Raw genomic sequence first — 17451 nt, 5'->3', positions numbered from 1 at the left:
CCCTTTGTTGAATTACAAGACACTAAAAACAGAAAGCAAAAGGAACGAAAGACGCCATGATTGGAGTTATCAAAGGCACCGGCTCCTGTGTGCCGGGGAAGGTCGTGACCAACGATGATATCGCCGGGCTGGTGGAGACCAGCGACGGGTGGATTCGGGAACGGACCGGAATTGAGGAACGGCATATCGCAACAGAGGAGACCTGCGTGGACCTGGCAGCAGAGGCGGCCCGGCGGGCGCTTCAGAACGCCGGAATGGATGCGGAGGAGCTGGATATGATTCTGGTATCTACCATCTCGCCGACCCGCGTCATGCCCTGTACGGCCTGCGAGGTGCAGGCAGCCATCGGGGCAAAAAAAGCCCAGTGCTTTGACCTGAGCGCAGCCTGCAGCGGCTTTGTGGTGGCATGGAATACTGTAAATGCTTACATGGCGGCGGGCTTTGTAAAAAAGGCCCTGATCATCGGAAGCGAGTGCCTGTCCAAGCTGACAGACTGGCAGGATCGGAGCACCTGCATCCTCTTTGGAGACGGGGCGGGAGCCGTGGCGGTGAGCGCGGAGGCGGGAACCCCTTTTCTTCCGGCGACTTACGCTGACGGCGCGTCAGGCGAAGCATTGACACTGCAAGGCAGGTATGGCAGCAGCCCGTTTCGTTCGGCGGGCGAAAGAAACAGCGGACCGGCAGGCAGCTATTTTATGGAAATGGATGGGCAGGCCGTGTTCAAATTCGCGGTCCGGAGGGTTCCGCAGGTTATCGAGGAAGTGCTGGAAAAAAATGGTATTCACAAAGAAGCCATTTCCCGGTATATACTGCACCAGGCCAACCGCCGCATCGTGGAGGCCGTGGCAAGACGCCTGGAGGAACCGGGTGAAAAGTTCCCCATGAACCTGCAGCATTACGGCAACACCTCATCCGCTTCCATCCCCATCCTGCTGGATGAGCTGAACCGGAGCGGACAGCTGAAAAAGGGACAGAAAATCGTGCTGGCAGGGTTCGGCGGCGGACTGATCTGGGGAGCGGCGGTGACGGAGTGGAACCGGGATTAAAAAACAAATTTTTAAAACAAAAGGAGAAAATGAAAATGTTTGAGCAGATTAAGAAAATTGTAGCAGAGAACCTGAATGTAGAGGAAGAGTGCGTAACGCTGGAAGCGTCCTTCAAAGAGGATTTAAAGGCCGATTCCTTGGACCTGTTTGAGATGGTTATGGCGCTGGAGGAAGAGTTCGATATGGAAATCCCGTCTGAGGATCTGGAACAGCTGGAGACAGTACAGGACGTCATCACTTATATTGAGAATCATAAATAAAAGTTCGTTTCGTGAAGCAGCCCGGAAAAACGGATGTGGCATGCGGCGGAAAACAAAGGAAAGGCAGAACATATGCAGACAAGAATTACAGATTTACTGGGAATCCGGTATCCGATTATCCAGGGCGGCATGGCCTGGGTGGCCGAGTATCATCTGGCGGCAGCCGTATCGGAAGCCGGCGGCCTTGGCATTATCGGCGCGGCCAACGCTCCGGCGGAATGGGTGCGGGAGCAGATTCGGGAGACAAAGAAGTGTACGGATAAGCCCTTTGGCGTCAATGTGATGCTGATGAGTCCCTACGCGGACCAGGTGGCGCAGGTCATTGCCGAGGAGGGCGTGGCTGTAGTCACCACCGGTGCGGGCAACCCGGAAAAATACATGGATCTGTGGAAATCCAAAGGCATCAGGGTAATTCCGGTGGTTGCCTCCGTGGCCCTGGCAAAGCGCATGGAGCGCTGCGGCGCAGACGCGGTAGTGGCCGAGGGCTGCGAGTCCGGCGGGCATGTGGGCGAGAGTACCACCATGGCGCTGGTGCCCCAGGTGGTGGACGCGGTAGAGATTCCGGTTATCGCCGCAGGCGGCATCGCCGACGGCAGAGGCGTGGCGGCGGTCCTGATGCTGGGTGCGGAGGGCGTGCAGATGGGCACCCGATTTGTGGCCACCACCGAGTGCCAGGTGCATCCGAATTATAAGGAGAAGGTGCTGAAAGCCCGGGATATCGACACCCGCGTTACAGGCCGGACCACCGGTCATCCGGTCCGGGCGCTTCGCAATGAAATGACAAAGAAGTATCTGGAAATGGAAGCGGCGGGAGCCACAGCAGAGGAATTGGAATATCTGACCCTGGGCGGTCTTCGAAAGGCTGTCGTGGAGGGTGATGTGAAAAACGGCAGTGTTATGTCAGGCCAGATAGCAGGACTGGTGAAGGATGAGCTTCCCTGTAAGGAAGTCGTGGAAAACGTTATGGCAGAGACGGAAAAGGTCTTAAAGGGAGCGGCAAAGTATGAGTAAAACCGTGTGGATGTTCCCGGGACAGGGAGCCCAGAAGGTGGGCATGGCAAAGGATTTTTACGAAAATAGTACCCTGGCGCGGCAGCTTTTTGACGAGGCGGACGCGGCATTGGATTTCAACCTTAAGGATACCTGCTTTGAGGAAAATGAGCAGATCCACCTGACGGAATACACCCAGCCCTGTCTGGTGACGGCCTGTCTGGCCATGGCTGCTGAGCTTCGAAAGCGTGGCTTCAGACCGGATATGACGGCGGGCTTAAGCCTTGGCGAGTACGCGGCCATCGCGGCGGCAGGCGGCATGAGTCCACCGGACGCCATCCGTCTGGTGCGGAAGCGGGGATTGCTCATGCAGAATACGATCCCGGCAGGTGAGGGAGCCATGTGCGCGGTGCTTGGAATGGAGACGGCAGTGATCGAGACGGTGCTTTCCGGCGTCGATGGCGTGACCATTGCCAATTATAACTGTCCGGGTCAGCTTGTGATTACCGGAAGAACGGCGGCGGTAGAGACGGCAGCGGAAAAGCTGAAGGCTGCAGGGGCCAGACGTGTGGTTCCCTTGAAGGTCAGCGGACCGTTCCATTCCCCACTCCTGGAAAGCGCGGGAGAGAAGCTGTCAGAGGAGCTTGCCAAAGTAGAATTCCATGAGTTAGACGTACCTTACTACGCCAATGTGACGGCGGCAAAGGTTACGGATAAAGCGGAAATCGCTCCGCATCTGGCGAAGGGCGTATCCTCTCCGGTGCGCTGGCAGCAGAGCGTGGAGGCCATGATCGCGGACGGCGCGGATACCTTTGTGGAAATCGGGCCGGGTCGGACGCTTGCCGGATTTCTGAAGAAAATCAACCCGGGCGTGAAGGTTTATCATGTGGCAGCATGGGAAGATATGGAGAGTCTGGTACAGTAAAAACAGGAAAAAGCAGATTTTAAAGAAGGCAGTTTTCGAAAAAGGAAAGCTAGGATAGGAAAGAGATAAAAGAATGAGTTTAGACGGAAAAATCACCCTGGTAACAGGCGCGTCCCGGGGCATTGGCCGGGCTATCGCCATAGAGCTGGCGGCAAAGGGGGCCTTTGTCATCGTCAATTACAACGGCTCCGAAGCGGCGGCAGCCGAAACGGTGCAGGCCATCGAGGCGGCAGGCGGCAAAGCGGCAGCCTGGCAATGCAATGTGGCTGATTACGCAGCCTGTGAACAGATGGTAAACGGCGTACTGGAACAATACAAGCGGATCGACATTCTGGTCAACAACGCGGGCATTACCCGGGATAATCTGTTGATGAAAATGTCCGAGGCGGAATTCGACGCAGTCCTGGACACGAACCTGAAGGGAACCTTTCATACCATGCGTTTTGTGTCCCGGCAGATGCTGAAGCAGCGGGCGGGCCGCATCATCAATCTGGCCTCGGTAGTCGGCATCGTCGGAAATGCAGGTCAGACCAACTACGCGGCTTCCAAAGCAGGCGTCATCGGCATGACAAAGACGGCGGCGAAGGAGCTGGCAGCCCGCGGCATTACGGTCAACGCCATTGCGCCGGGCTTTATCGAGACAGACATGACGGGCAAGCTCAGTGAGAAAATCAGAGAGCAGATGAGTGCCCAGATTCCGCTGGGACATTTTGGAAAACCGGAGCATGTGGCGAAAGCGGCGGCCTTCCTGGCTTCCGACGACGCGGCATATATCACCGGACAGGTACTGAACGTAGACGGTGGCATGGTAATGTAACACAGGCGAATTAGAGGAGCTTAGAAATAAATGAAAAGACGAGTGGTTGTAACGGGACTGGGCGCAGTGACCCCCATCGGCAATACCGTACCGGAATTCTGGCAGGGAATCCGGGAGGGTCGAGTAGGAATCGGTGAGATTACCCGTTTTGATACAGAAAGCTTTAAGGTAAAGCTGGCGGCGGAGGTCAGGAATTTCGATGCGGCGGAGCGTATGGATCCCAAGGCAGCAAAGCGCATGGAACGTTTTTCCCAGTATGCGGTGGCAGCGGCCAAAGAGGCCTTTGCAGACGCGGATCTGCATCTGGAAGAGGAGGATCCCTTCCGGGCAGGCGTCATCGTAGGCTCAGGCATCGGCTCCCTGGAGACAGTGGAGAGCGAGTACGCAAAAATCCTGAAGGGGAATGTAAAGCGGGTAGCGCCCCTGATGGTGCCGAAAATGATTTCCAATATGGCAGCAGGCAATATCTCCATCCAGCTGGGACTGCGCGGAAAATGCACCAATGTGGTGACAGCCTGCGCGTCCGGAACCCACTGCATCGGCGACGCGTTCCGGGCTATCCAGTACGATGACGCGGATATCATGCTGGCAGGCGGTGCGGAGAGCTGTATCTGCCCCACCGGCGTGGCAGGCTTCCAGGCGCTGACGGCTCTGACAGAAGAGACAGACCCGGCCCGGGCGTCCATTCCCTTTGACAAAGACCGGAGCGGTTTTGTACTGGGCGAGGGCGCAGGCGTGGTGGTACTGGAGGAGCTTCATCATGCACTTGCGCGGGGCGCGCGGATCTATGCGGAGCTGGTGGGCTATGGGGCCACCGGAGACGCCTTCCACATCACATCCCCCAGTGAGGACGGAAGCGGCGCGGCCAAAGCCATGGAGCTGGCCATAAAAGAGGGCGGCGTCCGGCCGTCAGAGGTGGATTATATCAACGCCCACGGAACGGCTACTCATCACAATGACCTTTACGAGACCCGGGCCATCAAGGCAGCCTTCGGTGAAGCGGCAAAGGACGTGGTCATCAATTCCACCAAGTCCATGATTGGTCATCTGCTGGGCGCGGCAGGCGGCGTGGAGTTTGTAGTCTGCGCAAAAGCGGTGGAGGAAAATTATATTCACCAGACGGTGGGAACCCGGGAAACGGATGAGGAGTGCGACCTGAATTACGCCATCGGCGCGCCGGTGGAAAAAGAGGTACGCTACGCGCTTACCAATTCCCTGGGCTTTGGCGGACACAACGCCAGCCTGCTTCTGAAGAAGTATGAAGCGTAGGAGGATATGGAATATGGAATTTGAAAATATCTTAAAGCTAATTGACAGTGTTTCCGCCTCCAGTCTGGACAGCTTTGTCTACGAGCAGAACGGGACGAAGATAAAGCTGGAAAAGAAGAAGCAGAAGATCCGGGTCAACGGGTCCTCAGCCTTAAGCGCAGAGCAGCTTTTAACAGGCGCAAAGGTGGGTCTGACAACGGAAGGTTCAGCTGTCCGCGCAGCAGGAACAGCGGCAGAGCTAGATACTGTGAGCCGGGTACCCGACACACAGAAGCCCGGCAAAACGATTACCTCCCCTCTGGTGGGCGTATTCTATACCGCCCCGTCCGAGGACGCGGAGCCCTTCGTAAAGGCGGGAGATTCGGTAAAAAAGGGTCAGGTTGTGGGCATCGTGGAAGCCATGAAGCTGATGAACGAGATTACCAGCGACTGTGACGGTGTCGTCCGGGAGGTCTGCGTAGAAAACGCAGAGGCCGTGGAGTACGGCCAGCCGCTGTTTGTGATTGAGGAGGTGTAGTATGAAGCATCTGGATATCAATCAGATAAAGGAAATCATTCCCCACCGCCACCCATTTCTGCTGGTGGATTACATCGAGGATTACGAGCCCGGAGAGTTTGCCGTTGGTTATAAATGCGTCAGCTACCGGGAGGAGTTCTTTGCAGGACATTTTCCCCAGGAGCCGGTGATGCCGGGCGTACTGACCGTGGAGGCCCTGGCCCAGGTGGGCGCGGTGGCGATTTTGTCCCTGCCGGAAAACCGGGGAAAGACCGCGTACTTTGGGGCCATTGATAAATGTAAATTCAAAGGGAAGGTAGTGCCCGGCGACAAGCTGCGGCTGGAGACAAGAATTATCAAACGGAAAGGGCCGGTGGGCGTGGGCGAGGCCATTGCCAGTGTGGACGGAAGGGTAGTCGTGCGCGCGGAGCTGACCTTTATGATTGGGTAAATAGGAGTTTTTTATGATTAGAAAAGTTCTGGTAGCCAACCGCGGCGAAATCGCGGTGCGCATCATCCGGGCCTGCAGGGAAATGGGAATCGAGACGGTGGCGGTCTATTCCGAGGCCGACCGGGAAGCCCTGCACGCCAAGCTGGCGGACGAGGCAGTCTGCATCGGTCCGGCGGCCTTAGGCGACAGCTATCTCTCCATGGAGAAAATAATCAGCGCCACGATTATTTCCGGCGCAGACGCCATTCATCCGGGCTTCGGGCTGCTGTCGGAGAACAGTAAGTTCGCGGAGCTTTGCGAGAAATGCGGCATCATTTTTATCGGTCCCGGTTCAGACGTTATTGCGAAGCTGGGCAATAAGCAGGAGGCCCGCAATACCATGGTGGCTGCAGGCGTGCCGGTAATTCCCGGTACCAAGGAGGCCGTTTACGATCCGAAAAAGGGCGCGGAGGAAGCGGGACGCATCGGTTATCCGGTCATGATCAAGGCGGCTCTGGGAGGCGGCGGAAAGGGTATGCGCGTGGCGGAGAACGCCGATGAATTTGAGCAGAATTTCCGCCTGGCGCAGGCTGAGGCAAAGCAGGCCTTCGGCGACGATTCCATGTACATTGAGCATTTTATCACCCATCCGAGACACATCGAATTTCAGATTCTGGCCGACAGCTTCGGCAATGTGATTCACCTGGGAGAACGGGACTGCTCCATCCAGCGAAACCACCAGAAGATGATTGAGGAAGCGCCAAGCCCGGCTCTTTCAGAGGAACAACGCCGGGAAATGGGTGAGACGGCAGTGCGCGCGGCAAAGGCGGCAGGCTATGTGAACGCCGGAACCATTGAATTTCTGCTGGAAAAGAATGGAAACTACTATTTCATGGAAATGAATACCAGAATTCAGGTGGAGCATCCGGTAACGGAATGGATTACGGGCATTGACCTGATCAAGGAGCAGATCCGCATTGCATCCGGAAAGAAGCTTGGGATCACCCAGGAACAGGTTCAGATCCGTGGCCACGCCATCGAGGTCCGCATCAACGCGGAGAAGCCGGAGGAGAATTTCCGGCCCTGTCCGGGTACGGTGACAGGACTTCATCTGCCGGGCGGCAAGGGCATTCGTATTGACTCCGCTATTTACAGCGGGTATACGATACCGCCTTACTACGATTCCATGATTGCGAAAATCAGTGTCTGGGCCAGAACCAGAAGCGAAGCTATCCGGAAGATGGAGAGCGCTCTGGGTGAGGTGATTATCGAGGGCGTAGACACAAATGTGAATTACCAGTATGGAATTCTGGAGGATGAAGATTTTCGGAAGGGTAATGTGGATATTGAGTTTATCAATGACAGACAGCAGGTAATCTGAAATTGTCGGACCGGATATCAAATATTGCAGCCGGAATTGGATGAAGATAGAGGATAGACATATGAATCTGGATCATGTATTTAAGAAAACGAATAAAAGAATCCTCGGAGGCAGCACCCGCCGTCCCGAGGTCCCCGAAGGACTTCTGTCCAAATGTAATATGTGCGGCGGCGCTATCGTGACCGAGGATGTGAAGAAAAATTATTATATATGTCCCAGATGTAAGGGATATTTCCGCGTCCATGCCCGGGAGCGCGTCCGCCGGGTGGCCGACGAGGGAAGCTTTGAGGAGTGGGATCAGGATTTGACAGGCGGAAATCCGCTGGATTACCCGGGTTATGAGGAAAAACTGGCAGCCACCCGTCTGAAGACAGGTCTTCGGGAGGCTGTTGTTACCGGGAAATGCCGCGTCGGCGGACAGGAGACGGTGCTTGGCGTCATGGACGGACGCTTCCTTATGGCCAGCATGGGCGAGGCTGTGGGAGAGAAAATCACCCGGGCAGCTGAACGGGCCACAAGGGAACGCCTGCCGCTGATTCTCTTTACCTGTTCCGGCGGGGCCAGAATGCAGGAGGGCATCTTTTCCCTGATGCAGATGGCCAAGACCAGCGCAGCGCTCAAACGCCATTCCGACGCAGGCTTACTCTATATCACGGTGCTGACTGATCCGACCACCGGCGGCGTCACTGCCAGCTTCGCTATGGAGGGCGATATCATTCTGGCAGAGCCGGGCGCGCTGATCGGATTCGCAGGCCCCAGGGTTATCGAGCAGACTACCGGGCAGAAGCTGCCGAAGGGCTTTCAACGGGCAGAGTTTCTGCTGGAGCATGGCTTTATCGACCGGATCGTAGAACGGGGCGAGCTGAAACAGACCCTGAGCGATATTCTGCGGATGCATCGGACGCCGGGTAAGGGCAGGGCGATAGCAGAAGCGCAGCAGCCACAGAAAGCAGTTGGCAGACAGCTGCAAAGGACCGGTTCAGATAAAACAGCCTGGGAGCGCGTCCAGCTCTCCCGAGATAAAAAGCGGCCCCGCGGTCACGCCTATATCGCAGCCCTGTTTGAGGATTTCTATGAGCTTCACGGCGACCGCCTTTTTGCGGACGACCCCGCGGTCCTTGGCGGTATCGCCACCTTCCTGGGCCGCCCGGTCACAGTCATTTCTCAGGAAAAGGATCAGAACTTTGGCATGTGTTCCCCGGACGGCTACCGCAAGGCTCTGCGTCTGATGCATCAGGCGGAGAAATTCGGACGTCCCGTGATCTGCTTCGTGGACACCCCGGGCGCGGCCTGCGGTGTGGAGGCGGAGGAACGTGGCCAGGGAGAGGCCATCGCCCGCAATATCTACGAAATGTCCGCTCTGAAGGTGCCGGTTCTTAGCGTCATCATCGGAGAGGGCGGCAGCGGCGGCGCGCTGGCCCTGGCAGTGGGAAATGAAGTGTGGATGCTGGAAAATTCTGTATATTCCATACTTTCGCCGGAGGGCTTTGCCAGCATTCTCTGGAAGGACAGCAAGAGGGCAAAGCACGCGGCAGAATGTATGCGCCTCACGGCGGCGGAGCTAAAGGCTTCAGGCATGGTGGAGCGTGTATTTCCGGAGCCGGAGCATTTTACAGAGGAAAATCTGTACCAGGTGACTGCGTCTCTTGAGAGAGCAGTCGAAGAGTTCCTGAATAAATATGGAGAAATGAGTGGCCGGGAGCTGGCAGAACAGCGCTATCACCGATTCCGTCAGATAGGAACCACTGAGAAAGAGTAAAAACGTGGATGAAACGTTGCAGAGAGAGGATATGAAGCAGAAAGAATTAAAAATCGGAGATTTGACGCTTCGAAGACCCATTTTTCAGGGCGGCATGGGCGTCGGGGTGAGTCTCGGCGGCCTGGCGGGCGCAGTGGCGGCGGCAGGCGGCGCGGGAGCCATCTCGGCAGCCCAGATCGGTTTTCGGGAACCGGATTTTGACACCCGCACGTTGGAAGCCAATCTGCGGGCCATGGATAAGGAATTGAATAAAGCCCGGAGAATTGCAAAGGGTGGCGTGGTAGGCTTTAATATTATGGTGGCCATGCAGCACTACGCAGATTATGTAAGGCAGGCTGTGAAGGGAGGAGCGGATTTTATCGTATCCGGCGCGGGGCTTCCCGTGGATTTACCCGGCTATGCAGCCGGAAGCGATGTGAAGCTGGCGCCTATTGTCTCCACGGAGAAGTCTGCTGCCGTGATTCTGAAGTACTGGGCAAAAAAATGGAACCGGGTGCCGGATTTTCTGGTCATCGAGGGGCCAAAGGCCGGAGGACACCTGGGGTTTACCGGGGAGCAGCTTTCTTTCTTTGACGCAGTGACTTACCGGGAAGAAGTGAAAAGAATCATCGCGAAGGTGCAGGAATACGAGGAAAAATTTTCCGGAAAAATTCCGGTGGTGCTGGGCGGCGGCATCAGCAGTCGGGAGAAAGCGGACGAGGCGTTTGCTCTGGGCGTGGACGCTATTCAGGTGGCAAGCCGTTTTGTGACCACGGAGGAATGTGACGCGGATGAGCGTTATAAGCAGGCTTATATCAAAGCACGGAAAGAGGATGTGATGCTTGTAAAAAGTCCGGTAGGCATGCCGGGCCGGGCCATCCGCAATTCCTTTGCCGAGCGTGTTATGGGCGGGGAAAAGCTTCCGCCAAAGCGCTGCCGTGGTTGCATCAAGGGCTGTAAGCCGGCGGAAATTCCCTACTGTATTACCGAAGCGCTGATTCAGGCCGTGAAGGGCGATGTGGAGAACGGGCTTTTGTTCTGCGGGGCAGACGCCTGGAAGGCGGAACGAATGGAGACGGTGCAGGAGGTCATAGACGACCTGGTGTAACTGATGGCTTTTCGAACAGTGAAAACTGTGCTATAATAACATCTGTATGTGCAGAAATACTCTGCCGTACAGGTGTTATTTTCGTTATAAAATATCCGTAAGGAGAACTTATTTTGAATTTATTTTCCCAAAATCACAATAAAAGAACCCGTTTCACCCGCATGTGCATCGGCGAGGCGGTTTTCGCCCTGATGGACAAGAAGGAATATGAGAAAATCAAGGTGTCGGACATCGTAAAGCGGGCTGGTGTGTCCCGGGTGACCTTTTATCATTATTATGAGACGAAGGAGGACGCGCTGACGGATTTCTTTCACGAGATCGTGGCGGGCTATATCCGCGAATGCAGGGAGGAGCAGGTGGGACGCTTCCATGACCGGAGCAGCATTATCCACGCACTCAAATATTTCGACCGGTACTCGATATTCATCCTGAAGCTGGTGGACGCGAAGCTTCTCTACATCATCCAGGATGCCATGAACGATTACATGATGAAGCGTATCATGCCCCATTACAAAATCCCGGTCTACGAACTCTATTTCTATGGCGGGGCATTGCTGAATGTGTTTATTCAGTGGGAGAAAAACGGAAAGCGGGAGCCTGCGGAAATGATCGCGGATCAGATTACGAGTTATTGTTCACTGCGTTCACAATAACAATTAAAACCGACCATAAAAGGAGAACGAAGTGCAGTTTTTATATGAGATACCGGCAGAATTCTGGAGTCTGTTCCGCTCGGGTAACCGGGACGTGTACATCGAGGCCCTGCTGGCCATCAATGACGAATATCAGTATAACAATTATTTCCTGAGCAGGGAGGCCTGTGTGCAGATTCTGACGGACATGTGCCGGGAATCCGCCTGGAGCTTTGAGCGGGAGGAGGACGAGACCGACGAGGAGGAGCACAGCGCCCTTCCGGGCCGTATCCTTGGCTGGCTCCTGCGCCACAAATGGCTGCGCCGGGTGGAGGATTACGCCGCGATGACGGTCAATATCGTAATCCCCGATTACGCGGCGATTATGATTGACGCCTTCGACCGTCTGGTCAATGAGCAGATGGAGGAGACGCAGGTTTACATCCAGAATGTGTACGCCACGCTCTTTTCCTTTAAAAATGACCGGCGTAAAAATCTGTCCATGCTGAAAACGGCCCTGGTCAACACGAAGAAGCTGAACAAGGCTCTGCAGGATATGCTGCACAACATGGACAAATTTTTCGAGCGTCTGCTGGAGCAGAAGAATTATAAAAATCTGTTGAAGGAGCATCTGGACGGCTTCGTAGAGACCGCTGTCCAGCAGAAATACCACATCTTAAAGACCAGCGACAATTTCTACATTTACAAGATGGATATCAAGAGATGCCTGCGAAGTATGAGGGAGGAGCCGGAGATCGCCCCGGAGCAGGAGGCGGAAATGCTGGATCTGGTGGATCAGATCGAGCGCGGCTTCGACGATATCGAGCATCGCATCGCCAATATGGACCGGGAGCACAGCAAATACATCCGGGCCACAGTCAGCCGTCTGAATTACCTTTTAAGCGATGAGACTGAGCGTCACGGCCTGCTGGTGCAGCTTCTGAACCATCTGGGCGCCGACCGGGAGCCGGAGGAGCAGGCGGAGAAGCTGGCGCAGGTGGCAGAGCGTATGCAGCTCACCGGATTTTCCGTGCTAAACGAGCAGCCCCTGTACCGGCAGCGGCGGCGCAGACGCTTTGAGGATGAACTGACCGGGGAGGAGAAGCCAAAGGAAATGTCCCGGGAGGATATTCTGCGGATGAATCAGATTCGCCATCGCTTTACGAGGAAGGAGATCGAGGATTTCATCGGCTCCCATATGGAGGATGGCGTACTGGAGACCGACCGGATTACGCTTCAGAACGACGAGGATTTCGAGAAGCTGATTCTGGCCTACGACCTTTCTGTGCGGCGCAGCAGCCCTTATCGGGTAGTCGTGCAGGAGGAACAGCTGGAAAACGGGACGTATCGATATCCCAAAATGGCTTTTTTTCCGAGACAGGAAAAAACCGATACAGAAAAAGAGGATTAGGAAAACCATATGTTAGAACAATACCAGGAATGGAACACTATAGAACAGGAAACCGTGCAGGCAGTGATTCGGAAACTCTTATCCCAGACCTTCCTGCTGGAACGGAAATATGATAAAAAAAGCGGCCGGATGGCCTCGGATCGGGAATATGAATTCTGCGCCGACCATCTGGAATTTCTGACCGAATACTTTGCCGTGGCCGGTATTACCATCCGACAGAATTACGAGCTGGGCATCATTTATATCCGGGGCGCGGAGGGCGCGGGCGAGCGTCTGACGAAGCTGACGACCCTGTATCTTTTGCTTCTGAAGCTGATTTACGATGAAAAGATGGCGGCGGTATCCAACAGCACCCAGGCCTTCACGACCGTGGGCGAGCTGAACGGAAAGCTCGGCGAATTCCGTCTGGTGCGGGGTCTGCCTTCGATTACCGAGCAGAAGCGGGCCTTTGCGGCACTGAAAAAATACCAGATGGTGGAATTGCTGGACGGCCTGGAGGAGATGGGCGAGGCCTGCAGAATCCTGATTTACCCAAGCGTCAATCTGGCGCTTCTTCGGGAGGACGCGGGCGAGCTGGTAAAGACATTTGAGGAAACGGAAGAGGAGTCGGAAGATGGAGCAGCAGACACAGGCTTATAAAATATTTACCAAGATAGGGCTCAATAACTGGCATTATATTGACCGGAAGGTCTTAAGCCTCAACGAGAGCATCAACTTTTTCACCGGTCATTCCGGCAGCGGCAAGTCCACGGTGATTGACGCCATGCAGATCGTTCTGTATGCCAACACTGATGGCCGCGGCTTCTTCAACAAGGCGGCGGCGGACGATTCCGACCGAAGCCTGATCGAGTACCTTCGGGGTATGATCAACATCGGGGAGAATAACCAGATTTCCTATCGGAGAAATAAGAACTTTTCATCCACCATCGTACTGGAAATGGAGCAGAGCGCCACAAAGGAGAAGGAGTGTATCGGCGTGGTATTCGACGTGGACACTTCTACAAACGAAATCGGTCGTCTGTTTTTCTGGCATAAGGGCGGCATGATTTCGGGAGACTACCGGACCCGGGAGCGGACCATGACCACCGGTGAGGTGCGGGAATATCTGCAAAAGTATTTCACCCGAGAGGAATATTTTTACACCTCCAACAACGAGCGTTTCCGCCGGAATCTCTACGACGTCTATCTGGGCGGCTTGGATATGGAGAAATTTCCGCGGCTGTTCAAGCGGGCCATTCCCTTCCGTATGAACATAAGGCTGGAAGATTTTGTAAAAGAATATATCTGCATGGAGCAGGACATCCACATTGAAGATATGCAGGAGAGCGTGCAGCTCTATGGCCGCATGTGCCGGAAAATCGAGGCTGCCATGCGGGAGATTGAGGAGCTGAACCGGATCGGGGAGCAGTATCAGGCCTTTTCCGGCGCTCAGGAGGAGCTGGCAGGGCTTCATTACCGGCAGGAGAAGCTTAAGGTGCTGCAGCTTCGGGAAGAAATTCGCAAAACCCAGGAGCAGCTGGGACTCTGGCAGTCAGATCTGGCGCTTCTGAAGGAAAAAGAACAGGAAAATGAGGCGCTGGCAGCCGATCTGGAGCAGCAGTACCATGAGATCAACATACAGCTGACCGATACAGGCTACGCGCTGCTGGAAGAGAAGCTGCGCAATCTGGAGGAAGCCTATGCACGTCTGGGCCGCAGCGAGGAGAAATGGACGGCTCTGGCCGTGAAGCTGGAGGCCTGGGAGGATGTGGAAAGCGTCTCCAATCAGGCCCTGAACGACATTGAGAAGTTCCGGACCGGCAGAATTACGGCGGAGGAGATCACGCGGCTGAAAAAATCCCTGGCCGAGGTACATGAGGAGGCGGACGGAGAGCAGCGTGAGGCGGCGTCTGAGATGCGGACGCTTCGGAAGGAAGCGAAGCTTATTGAGAGCGAGCTTGCGGAGCTGCGTTCCGGCAAGACGTCCTACCCGAAGGAGCTGACCTTTGCCCGGGCGGAAATAGAGCGTCGGCTGTACGAGAGCCTTGGCAGGCGGGTGCAGGTGCGGATTCTGGCGGATCTTTTGGAGATTCGTGATGAGAAATGGCGCAACGCCGTCGAGGGCTTCCTGGCCTGGAACAAGCTGGCCCTGATCGTGGAGCCGAAGTACGTGAAGGAAGCCATGGCCATCTATGAAACCCTGGATCCGAAGAAATACTGGCGGGTATCCGTGGTGGATACGGAGCGTTTGATGAAGGAGGAGCAGCATGTGAAGCCTGAGGCGCTGGCTTCGGAGGTGAAGGCGGGCGAGGCTTATGTGAAGGCCTACGTGGACTTCCTTCTGGGAAATGTGCAGAAATGCGAGAATACCGAGGAGCTTCGCGGATGCCGCATCGGCGTGACCGCGGACTGCCGCCTGTATCAGAACTATCAGCTGCGCCGCCTGAATCCCGATAATTACACGAAATTCGCCTACATCGGCGAAAAGAGTAAGCAGCAGCGGCAGAAGGAGCTTTCCGCTCAGCTTGAGAAGCTCACTGACAAAATCGGACAGTTTAAGAAGACAGAAGATCTGGCATCTGAAATTCTGGCCCATGAATATCTGGCCGACGCCACGGAGGAATACCGGAGCCTGCTGGATGATGTGAAGGAAAAACAGCAGAAGGAGAAGGAGCTTCAGGAGCTGAAGAACCGGATGGAGGAGCTGAATTCCGGTATCGTGGAAGAGCTGAAGACGAAGCGGACGGAGATCCTGGAGAAGCAGGCTGCCGCGAAGGTCGAACTGGAACGGGTGAAGCATCAGATCTGGGACAAGGAGCGTTCCGTGGAGAGCGGCAGTGCGGGTCTGACCGGCCGAAACGTGGAGCTGGTGGAGGCGGAACGCGCGCTCCGCGGTTCCGAAAAAGATGAGGAAGCCTTCGAGAGCTATATACAGGAGTATAAAAATCCCCGTTATGCGCGGCTTCTGGAGGAGACGGCTGCGGCCATGGAGCGAAGCATCGCGGACTGCGAGAAGCAGAAGAGCGTCCTGGTGGAGGTTCGGACCGACTACCTGAAAAATCATCCCCAGCGGGATTTCTCCGCGTCTGCCGGGGACAATGGGGATTACGAGAAGCTTTTGGCGAAGCTTCAGTGCGGCGAGCTGGAGGCTTATAAGAAAAAAGCCAACGCCCAGGCCAAGTCTGCGGTGGAGCATTTTAAAGAGGACTTTATCTACAAGATTCGAAGCGCCATCCGGGAGGCCTATGTGCGCAGGGATGAGCTGAACCGGATTATCCGGAACCTGGATTTCGGCAAGGACCGTTACCAGTTCCGTATCGGTCGGAGCAAGGGCCGGGACGGCGAGTTTTACGATATGTTCATGGATGAGGATCTGGACATCGATCCGTCCACCCTGTCCGTGTCCGTGGATCACCAGATGAACCTGTTTTCCATGAGCCATGAAAATAAATACGGCCACATGATCAGCGAGCTTCTGGATCTCTTTATCCCGCCGGAGAACGCCACAGCGGCGGAGCTGGAGGAGGCCCGGAAAAACATGGAGAAATATGCGGATTACCGGACCTACCTGTCTTTTGAGATGGAACAGATCGTGGAGGGTGACGAGCAGCGCCTGGTCATCGGCCTCAGCAAAATGATTAAGAAGAATTCCGGCGGCGAGGGCCAGAACCCGCTCTACATCGCGCTTCTGGCCAGCTTTGCCCAGGCCTACCGCATCAATCTGTCCGCACGGGCGTCCAGACGGCCTACCATCCGTCTGGTGGTGCTGGACGAGGCCTTTTCCAAGATGGATGCGGAGAAGGTGGCCAGCTGCATCGACCTGATAAGAAGCCTTGGCTTCCAGGCCATCATCAGCGCCACCAACGATAAGATTCAAAACTACATTGAAAACGTGGACAAGACCTTTGTGTATGCGAACCCGAATAAGAAGAATATTTCCATTCAGGAGTTTGAAAAGAGGGACTTTGGCGAGCTGGTGACGGAGGAGTAAGGTATGAGGAGAGAGAAGAGAGAACGGGAAGAGCGGCCTAGGAGACGGGTAGGCTTTAAGACAATTCTGCATTTTATCGAGATTGTGGTGATAGCGGCAGCCGCCGTGTTCGTGGCGAACCGCTTTGCGCCGAAGAGCGAGACGCAGATCACCAGCAGCTTCATCAGCGACAAGCTGGAGATGGTCAGCGAGCTGACCACGGCCAAGCTGACCTATAACGGTCTGGTCTACTACTCTGACGGCAGCATCCCGCTACTGACCCAGAAGTCCTTCACCATGACCTACCGGGCCGAGGTACGGGCCGGCGTGGACCTGTCTCAGGCGGACATCAAGATCACCGACAAGGAGGTGCAGCTGACCCTTCCGGCAGTCCGGATCCTGGACACCGTGGTGGATTCCGATTCCATCCAGTTCTACGATGAGAAAGCCGCCCTCCTGAACTGGGGCAAGAAAACAGACGTCCTGGACGGCATGACCGCCGCCCAGAAAGACGTAGAAGAAAAAGCCGACTTCGACAGCCTGAAAGCCGAAGCCAGGACCCAGACCAAGCAGCTCCTCACAGGGCTCTTTGCAGGCGCCATCGGGGAGCGGGAGCTGGTGGTGAAGTTCGCGGAGTAGATGCTGGAAAATGCATGGAAAAGGGCTGGAATCTTTGAGAAAAATCAGAGATTCCAGCCCTTTTATTGTAAAAGAAAAGCCCGAAAGCATCAAACTTTCAGGCTTCTTTCAGCAGGGGATGAGAGAATCGAACTCCCACTAAGGGTTTTGGAGACCCCTGTCATGCCATTTGACCAATCCCCTGTATCAAACGTGCTTAATATTTATACCATGAAATGATGGCTGTTGTCAAGAAGAAAATAGAAAAAAGTAGAAAAATCGATCTTAAACTATTCTTAAAACTCGTAGGGTAAAGTTTTTGTAGGAAAAGTTAATAGAAAAAAGAAAGAAAGCACCGGGATCCTGTGTTAGGATTGAAGT

General features: G+C 55.1%; 16 protein-coding genes and 1 tRNA gene. 16 read left to right on the top strand and 1 reads right to left on the bottom strand.

Annotation, left to right across the window (positions count from 1 at the left end; all coding sequences use genetic code 11):
• Positions 1 to 56: 56 nt before the first annotated feature.
• From ACESZP_RS06365 to ACESZP_RS06290, 16 genes are all read left to right on the top strand, one after another.
• Positions 57 to 1046 carry a beta-ketoacyl-ACP synthase III gene (locus ACESZP_RS06365; RefSeq protein WP_499708411.1) on the top strand — a complete coding sequence of 330 codons (990 nt, stop codon included), beginning with the start codon at positions 57 to 59 and terminating at the stop codon, positions 1044 to 1046.
• 35 nt (positions 1047 to 1081) lie between these two features.
• Complete coding sequence (acpP, locus tag ACESZP_RS06360; RefSeq protein ID WP_349165413.1) at positions 1082 to 1306, top strand: acyl carrier protein; 225 nt, start codon at positions 1082 to 1084, stop codon at positions 1304 to 1306.
• A 72-nt stretch (positions 1307 to 1378) separates the two neighbouring features.
• Positions 1379 to 2317, top strand: a complete 939-nt coding sequence (gene fabK, locus ACESZP_RS06355) for an enoyl-[acyl-carrier-protein] reductase FabK (protein ID WP_499708409.1) — start codon at positions 1379 to 1381, stop codon at positions 2315 to 2317.
• Complete coding sequence (gene fabD, locus ACESZP_RS06350) at positions 2310 to 3221, top strand: ACP S-malonyltransferase (RefSeq protein ID WP_499708408.1); 912 nt, start codon at positions 2310 to 2312, stop codon at positions 3219 to 3221. The genes fabK and fabD overlap by 8 nt, the downstream gene beginning before the upstream one ends.
• Before the next feature lie 73 nt (positions 3222 to 3294).
• Positions 3295 to 4038 (top strand): 3-oxoacyl-[acyl-carrier-protein] reductase, encoded by a 744-nt coding sequence (fabG, locus tag ACESZP_RS06345; protein ID WP_349165415.1) that lies wholly within the window; start codon positions 3295 to 3297, stop codon positions 4036 to 4038.
• Positions 4039 to 4068: 30 nt separating this feature from the next.
• On the top strand, positions 4069 to 5307 hold the full coding sequence (fabF, locus tag ACESZP_RS06340) for a beta-ketoacyl-ACP synthase II (protein WP_499708407.1): 1239 nt from the start codon (positions 4069 to 4071) through the stop codon (positions 5305 to 5307).
• A gap of 13 nt (positions 5308 to 5320) precedes the next feature.
• A complete protein-coding gene (gene accB / locus ACESZP_RS06335) occupies positions 5321 to 5824 on the top strand; it encodes an acetyl-CoA carboxylase biotin carboxyl carrier protein (RefSeq protein ID WP_499708405.1) in 504 nt (167 codons plus the stop codon).
• 1 nt (position 5825) lies between these two features.
• Positions 5826 to 6254, top strand: coding sequence for a 3-hydroxyacyl-ACP dehydratase FabZ (gene fabZ / locus ACESZP_RS06330; RefSeq protein ID WP_499708404.1), 429 nt, complete (start codon positions 5826 to 5828; stop codon positions 6252 to 6254).
• 13 nt (positions 6255 to 6267) lie between these two features.
• Positions 6268 to 7614 (top strand): acetyl-CoA carboxylase biotin carboxylase subunit, encoded by a 1347-nt coding sequence (locus tag ACESZP_RS06325; protein WP_178039210.1) that lies wholly within the window; start codon positions 6268 to 6270, stop codon positions 7612 to 7614.
• A gap of 61 nt (positions 7615 to 7675) precedes the next feature.
• A complete protein-coding gene (gene accD / locus ACESZP_RS06320) occupies positions 7676 to 9373 on the top strand; it encodes an acetyl-CoA carboxylase, carboxyltransferase subunit beta (protein WP_499708403.1) in 1698 nt (565 codons plus the stop codon).
• 31 nt (positions 9374 to 9404) lie between these two features.
• Positions 9405 to 10460, top strand: coding sequence for an NAD(P)H-dependent flavin oxidoreductase (locus ACESZP_RS06315; protein ID WP_499708553.1), 1056 nt, complete (start codon positions 9405 to 9407; stop codon positions 10458 to 10460).
• A 113-nt stretch (positions 10461 to 10573) separates the two neighbouring features.
• The gene (locus ACESZP_RS06310; RefSeq protein ID WP_499708402.1) at positions 10574 to 11113 is read left to right on the top strand and encodes a TetR/AcrR family transcriptional regulator; all 540 of its coding nucleotides are present in this window, start codon (positions 10574 to 10576) and stop codon (positions 11111 to 11113) included.
• Between the two features lie 31 nt (positions 11114 to 11144).
• Positions 11145 to 12503: a Wadjet anti-phage system protein JetA family protein gene (locus ACESZP_RS06305; protein WP_499708400.1), complete on the top strand. Its 1359-nt coding sequence runs from the start codon at positions 11145 to 11147 to the stop codon at positions 12501 to 12503.
• Between the two features lie 9 nt (positions 12504 to 12512).
• On the top strand, positions 12513 to 13142 hold the full coding sequence (locus ACESZP_RS06300; RefSeq protein WP_499708399.1) for a DUF4194 domain-containing protein: 630 nt from the start codon (positions 12513 to 12515) through the stop codon (positions 13140 to 13142).
• Complete coding sequence (locus ACESZP_RS06295) at positions 13117 to 16473, top strand: ATP-binding protein (protein ID WP_499708397.1); 3357 nt, start codon at positions 13117 to 13119, stop codon at positions 16471 to 16473. The genes ACESZP_RS06300 and ACESZP_RS06295 overlap by 26 nt, the downstream gene beginning before the upstream one ends.
• 3 nt (positions 16474 to 16476) lie before the next feature.
• A complete protein-coding gene (locus tag ACESZP_RS06290; RefSeq protein ID WP_499708396.1) occupies positions 16477 to 17091 on the top strand; it encodes a DUF4230 domain-containing protein in 615 nt (204 codons plus the stop codon).
• Between the two features lie 112 nt (positions 17092 to 17203).
• Here ACESZP_RS06290 and ACESZP_RS06285 read toward each other — a convergent pair.
• Positions 17204 to 17274: transfer RNA gene (locus ACESZP_RS06285), tRNA-Trp, on the bottom strand.
• Between the last annotated feature and the right edge of the window lie 177 nt (positions 17275 to 17451).

Source organism: Candidatus Dorea massiliensis AP6, from assembly GCF_964245105.1.
Lineage (GTDB): Bacteria > Bacillota > Clostridia > Lachnospirales > Lachnospiraceae > Laedolimicola > Laedolimicola intestinihominis.
This window is presented reverse-complemented; position numbering and strand designations above follow the sequence as displayed.

Coding starts and splice junctions, on each gene's coding strand:
- ACESZP_RS06365 (WP_499708411.1), top strand. CDS start 57: ATGATTGGAGTTATCAAAGGCACCGGCTCCTGTGTGCCGGGGAAGGTC.
- fabD (WP_499708408.1), top strand. CDS start 2,310: ATGAGTAAAACCGTGTGGATGTTCCCGGGACAGGGAGCCCAGAAGGTG.
- ACESZP_RS06300 (WP_499708399.1), top strand. CDS start 12,513: ATGTTAGAACAATACCAGGAATGGAACACTATAGAACAGGAAACCGTG.
- ACESZP_RS06315 (WP_499708553.1), top strand. CDS start 9,405: ATGAAGCAGAAAGAATTAAAAATCGGAGATTTGACGCTTCGAAGACCC.
- accD (WP_499708403.1), top strand. CDS start 7,676: ATGAATCTGGATCATGTATTTAAGAAAACGAATAAAAGAATCCTCGGA.
- fabK (WP_499708409.1), top strand. CDS start 1,379: ATGCAGACAAGAATTACAGATTTACTGGGAATCCGGTATCCGATTATC.
- ACESZP_RS06290 (WP_499708396.1), top strand. CDS start 16,477: ATGAGGAGAGAGAAGAGAGAACGGGAAGAGCGGCCTAGGAGACGGGTA.
- fabG (WP_349165415.1), top strand. CDS start 3,295: ATGAGTTTAGACGGAAAAATCACCCTGGTAACAGGCGCGTCCCGGGGC.
- ACESZP_RS06295 (WP_499708397.1), top strand. CDS start 13,117: ATGGAGCAGCAGACACAGGCTTATAAAATATTTACCAAGATAGGGCTC.
- ACESZP_RS06325 (WP_178039210.1), top strand. CDS start 6,268: ATGATTAGAAAAGTTCTGGTAGCCAACCGCGGCGAAATCGCGGTGCGC.
- accB (WP_499708405.1), top strand. CDS start 5,321: ATGGAATTTGAAAATATCTTAAAGCTAATTGACAGTGTTTCCGCCTCC.
- fabF (WP_499708407.1), top strand. CDS start 4,069: ATGAAAAGACGAGTGGTTGTAACGGGACTGGGCGCAGTGACCCCCATC.
- fabZ (WP_499708404.1), top strand. CDS start 5,826: ATGAAGCATCTGGATATCAATCAGATAAAGGAAATCATTCCCCACCGC.
- acpP (WP_349165413.1), top strand. CDS start 1,082: ATGTTTGAGCAGATTAAGAAAATTGTAGCAGAGAACCTGAATGTAGAG.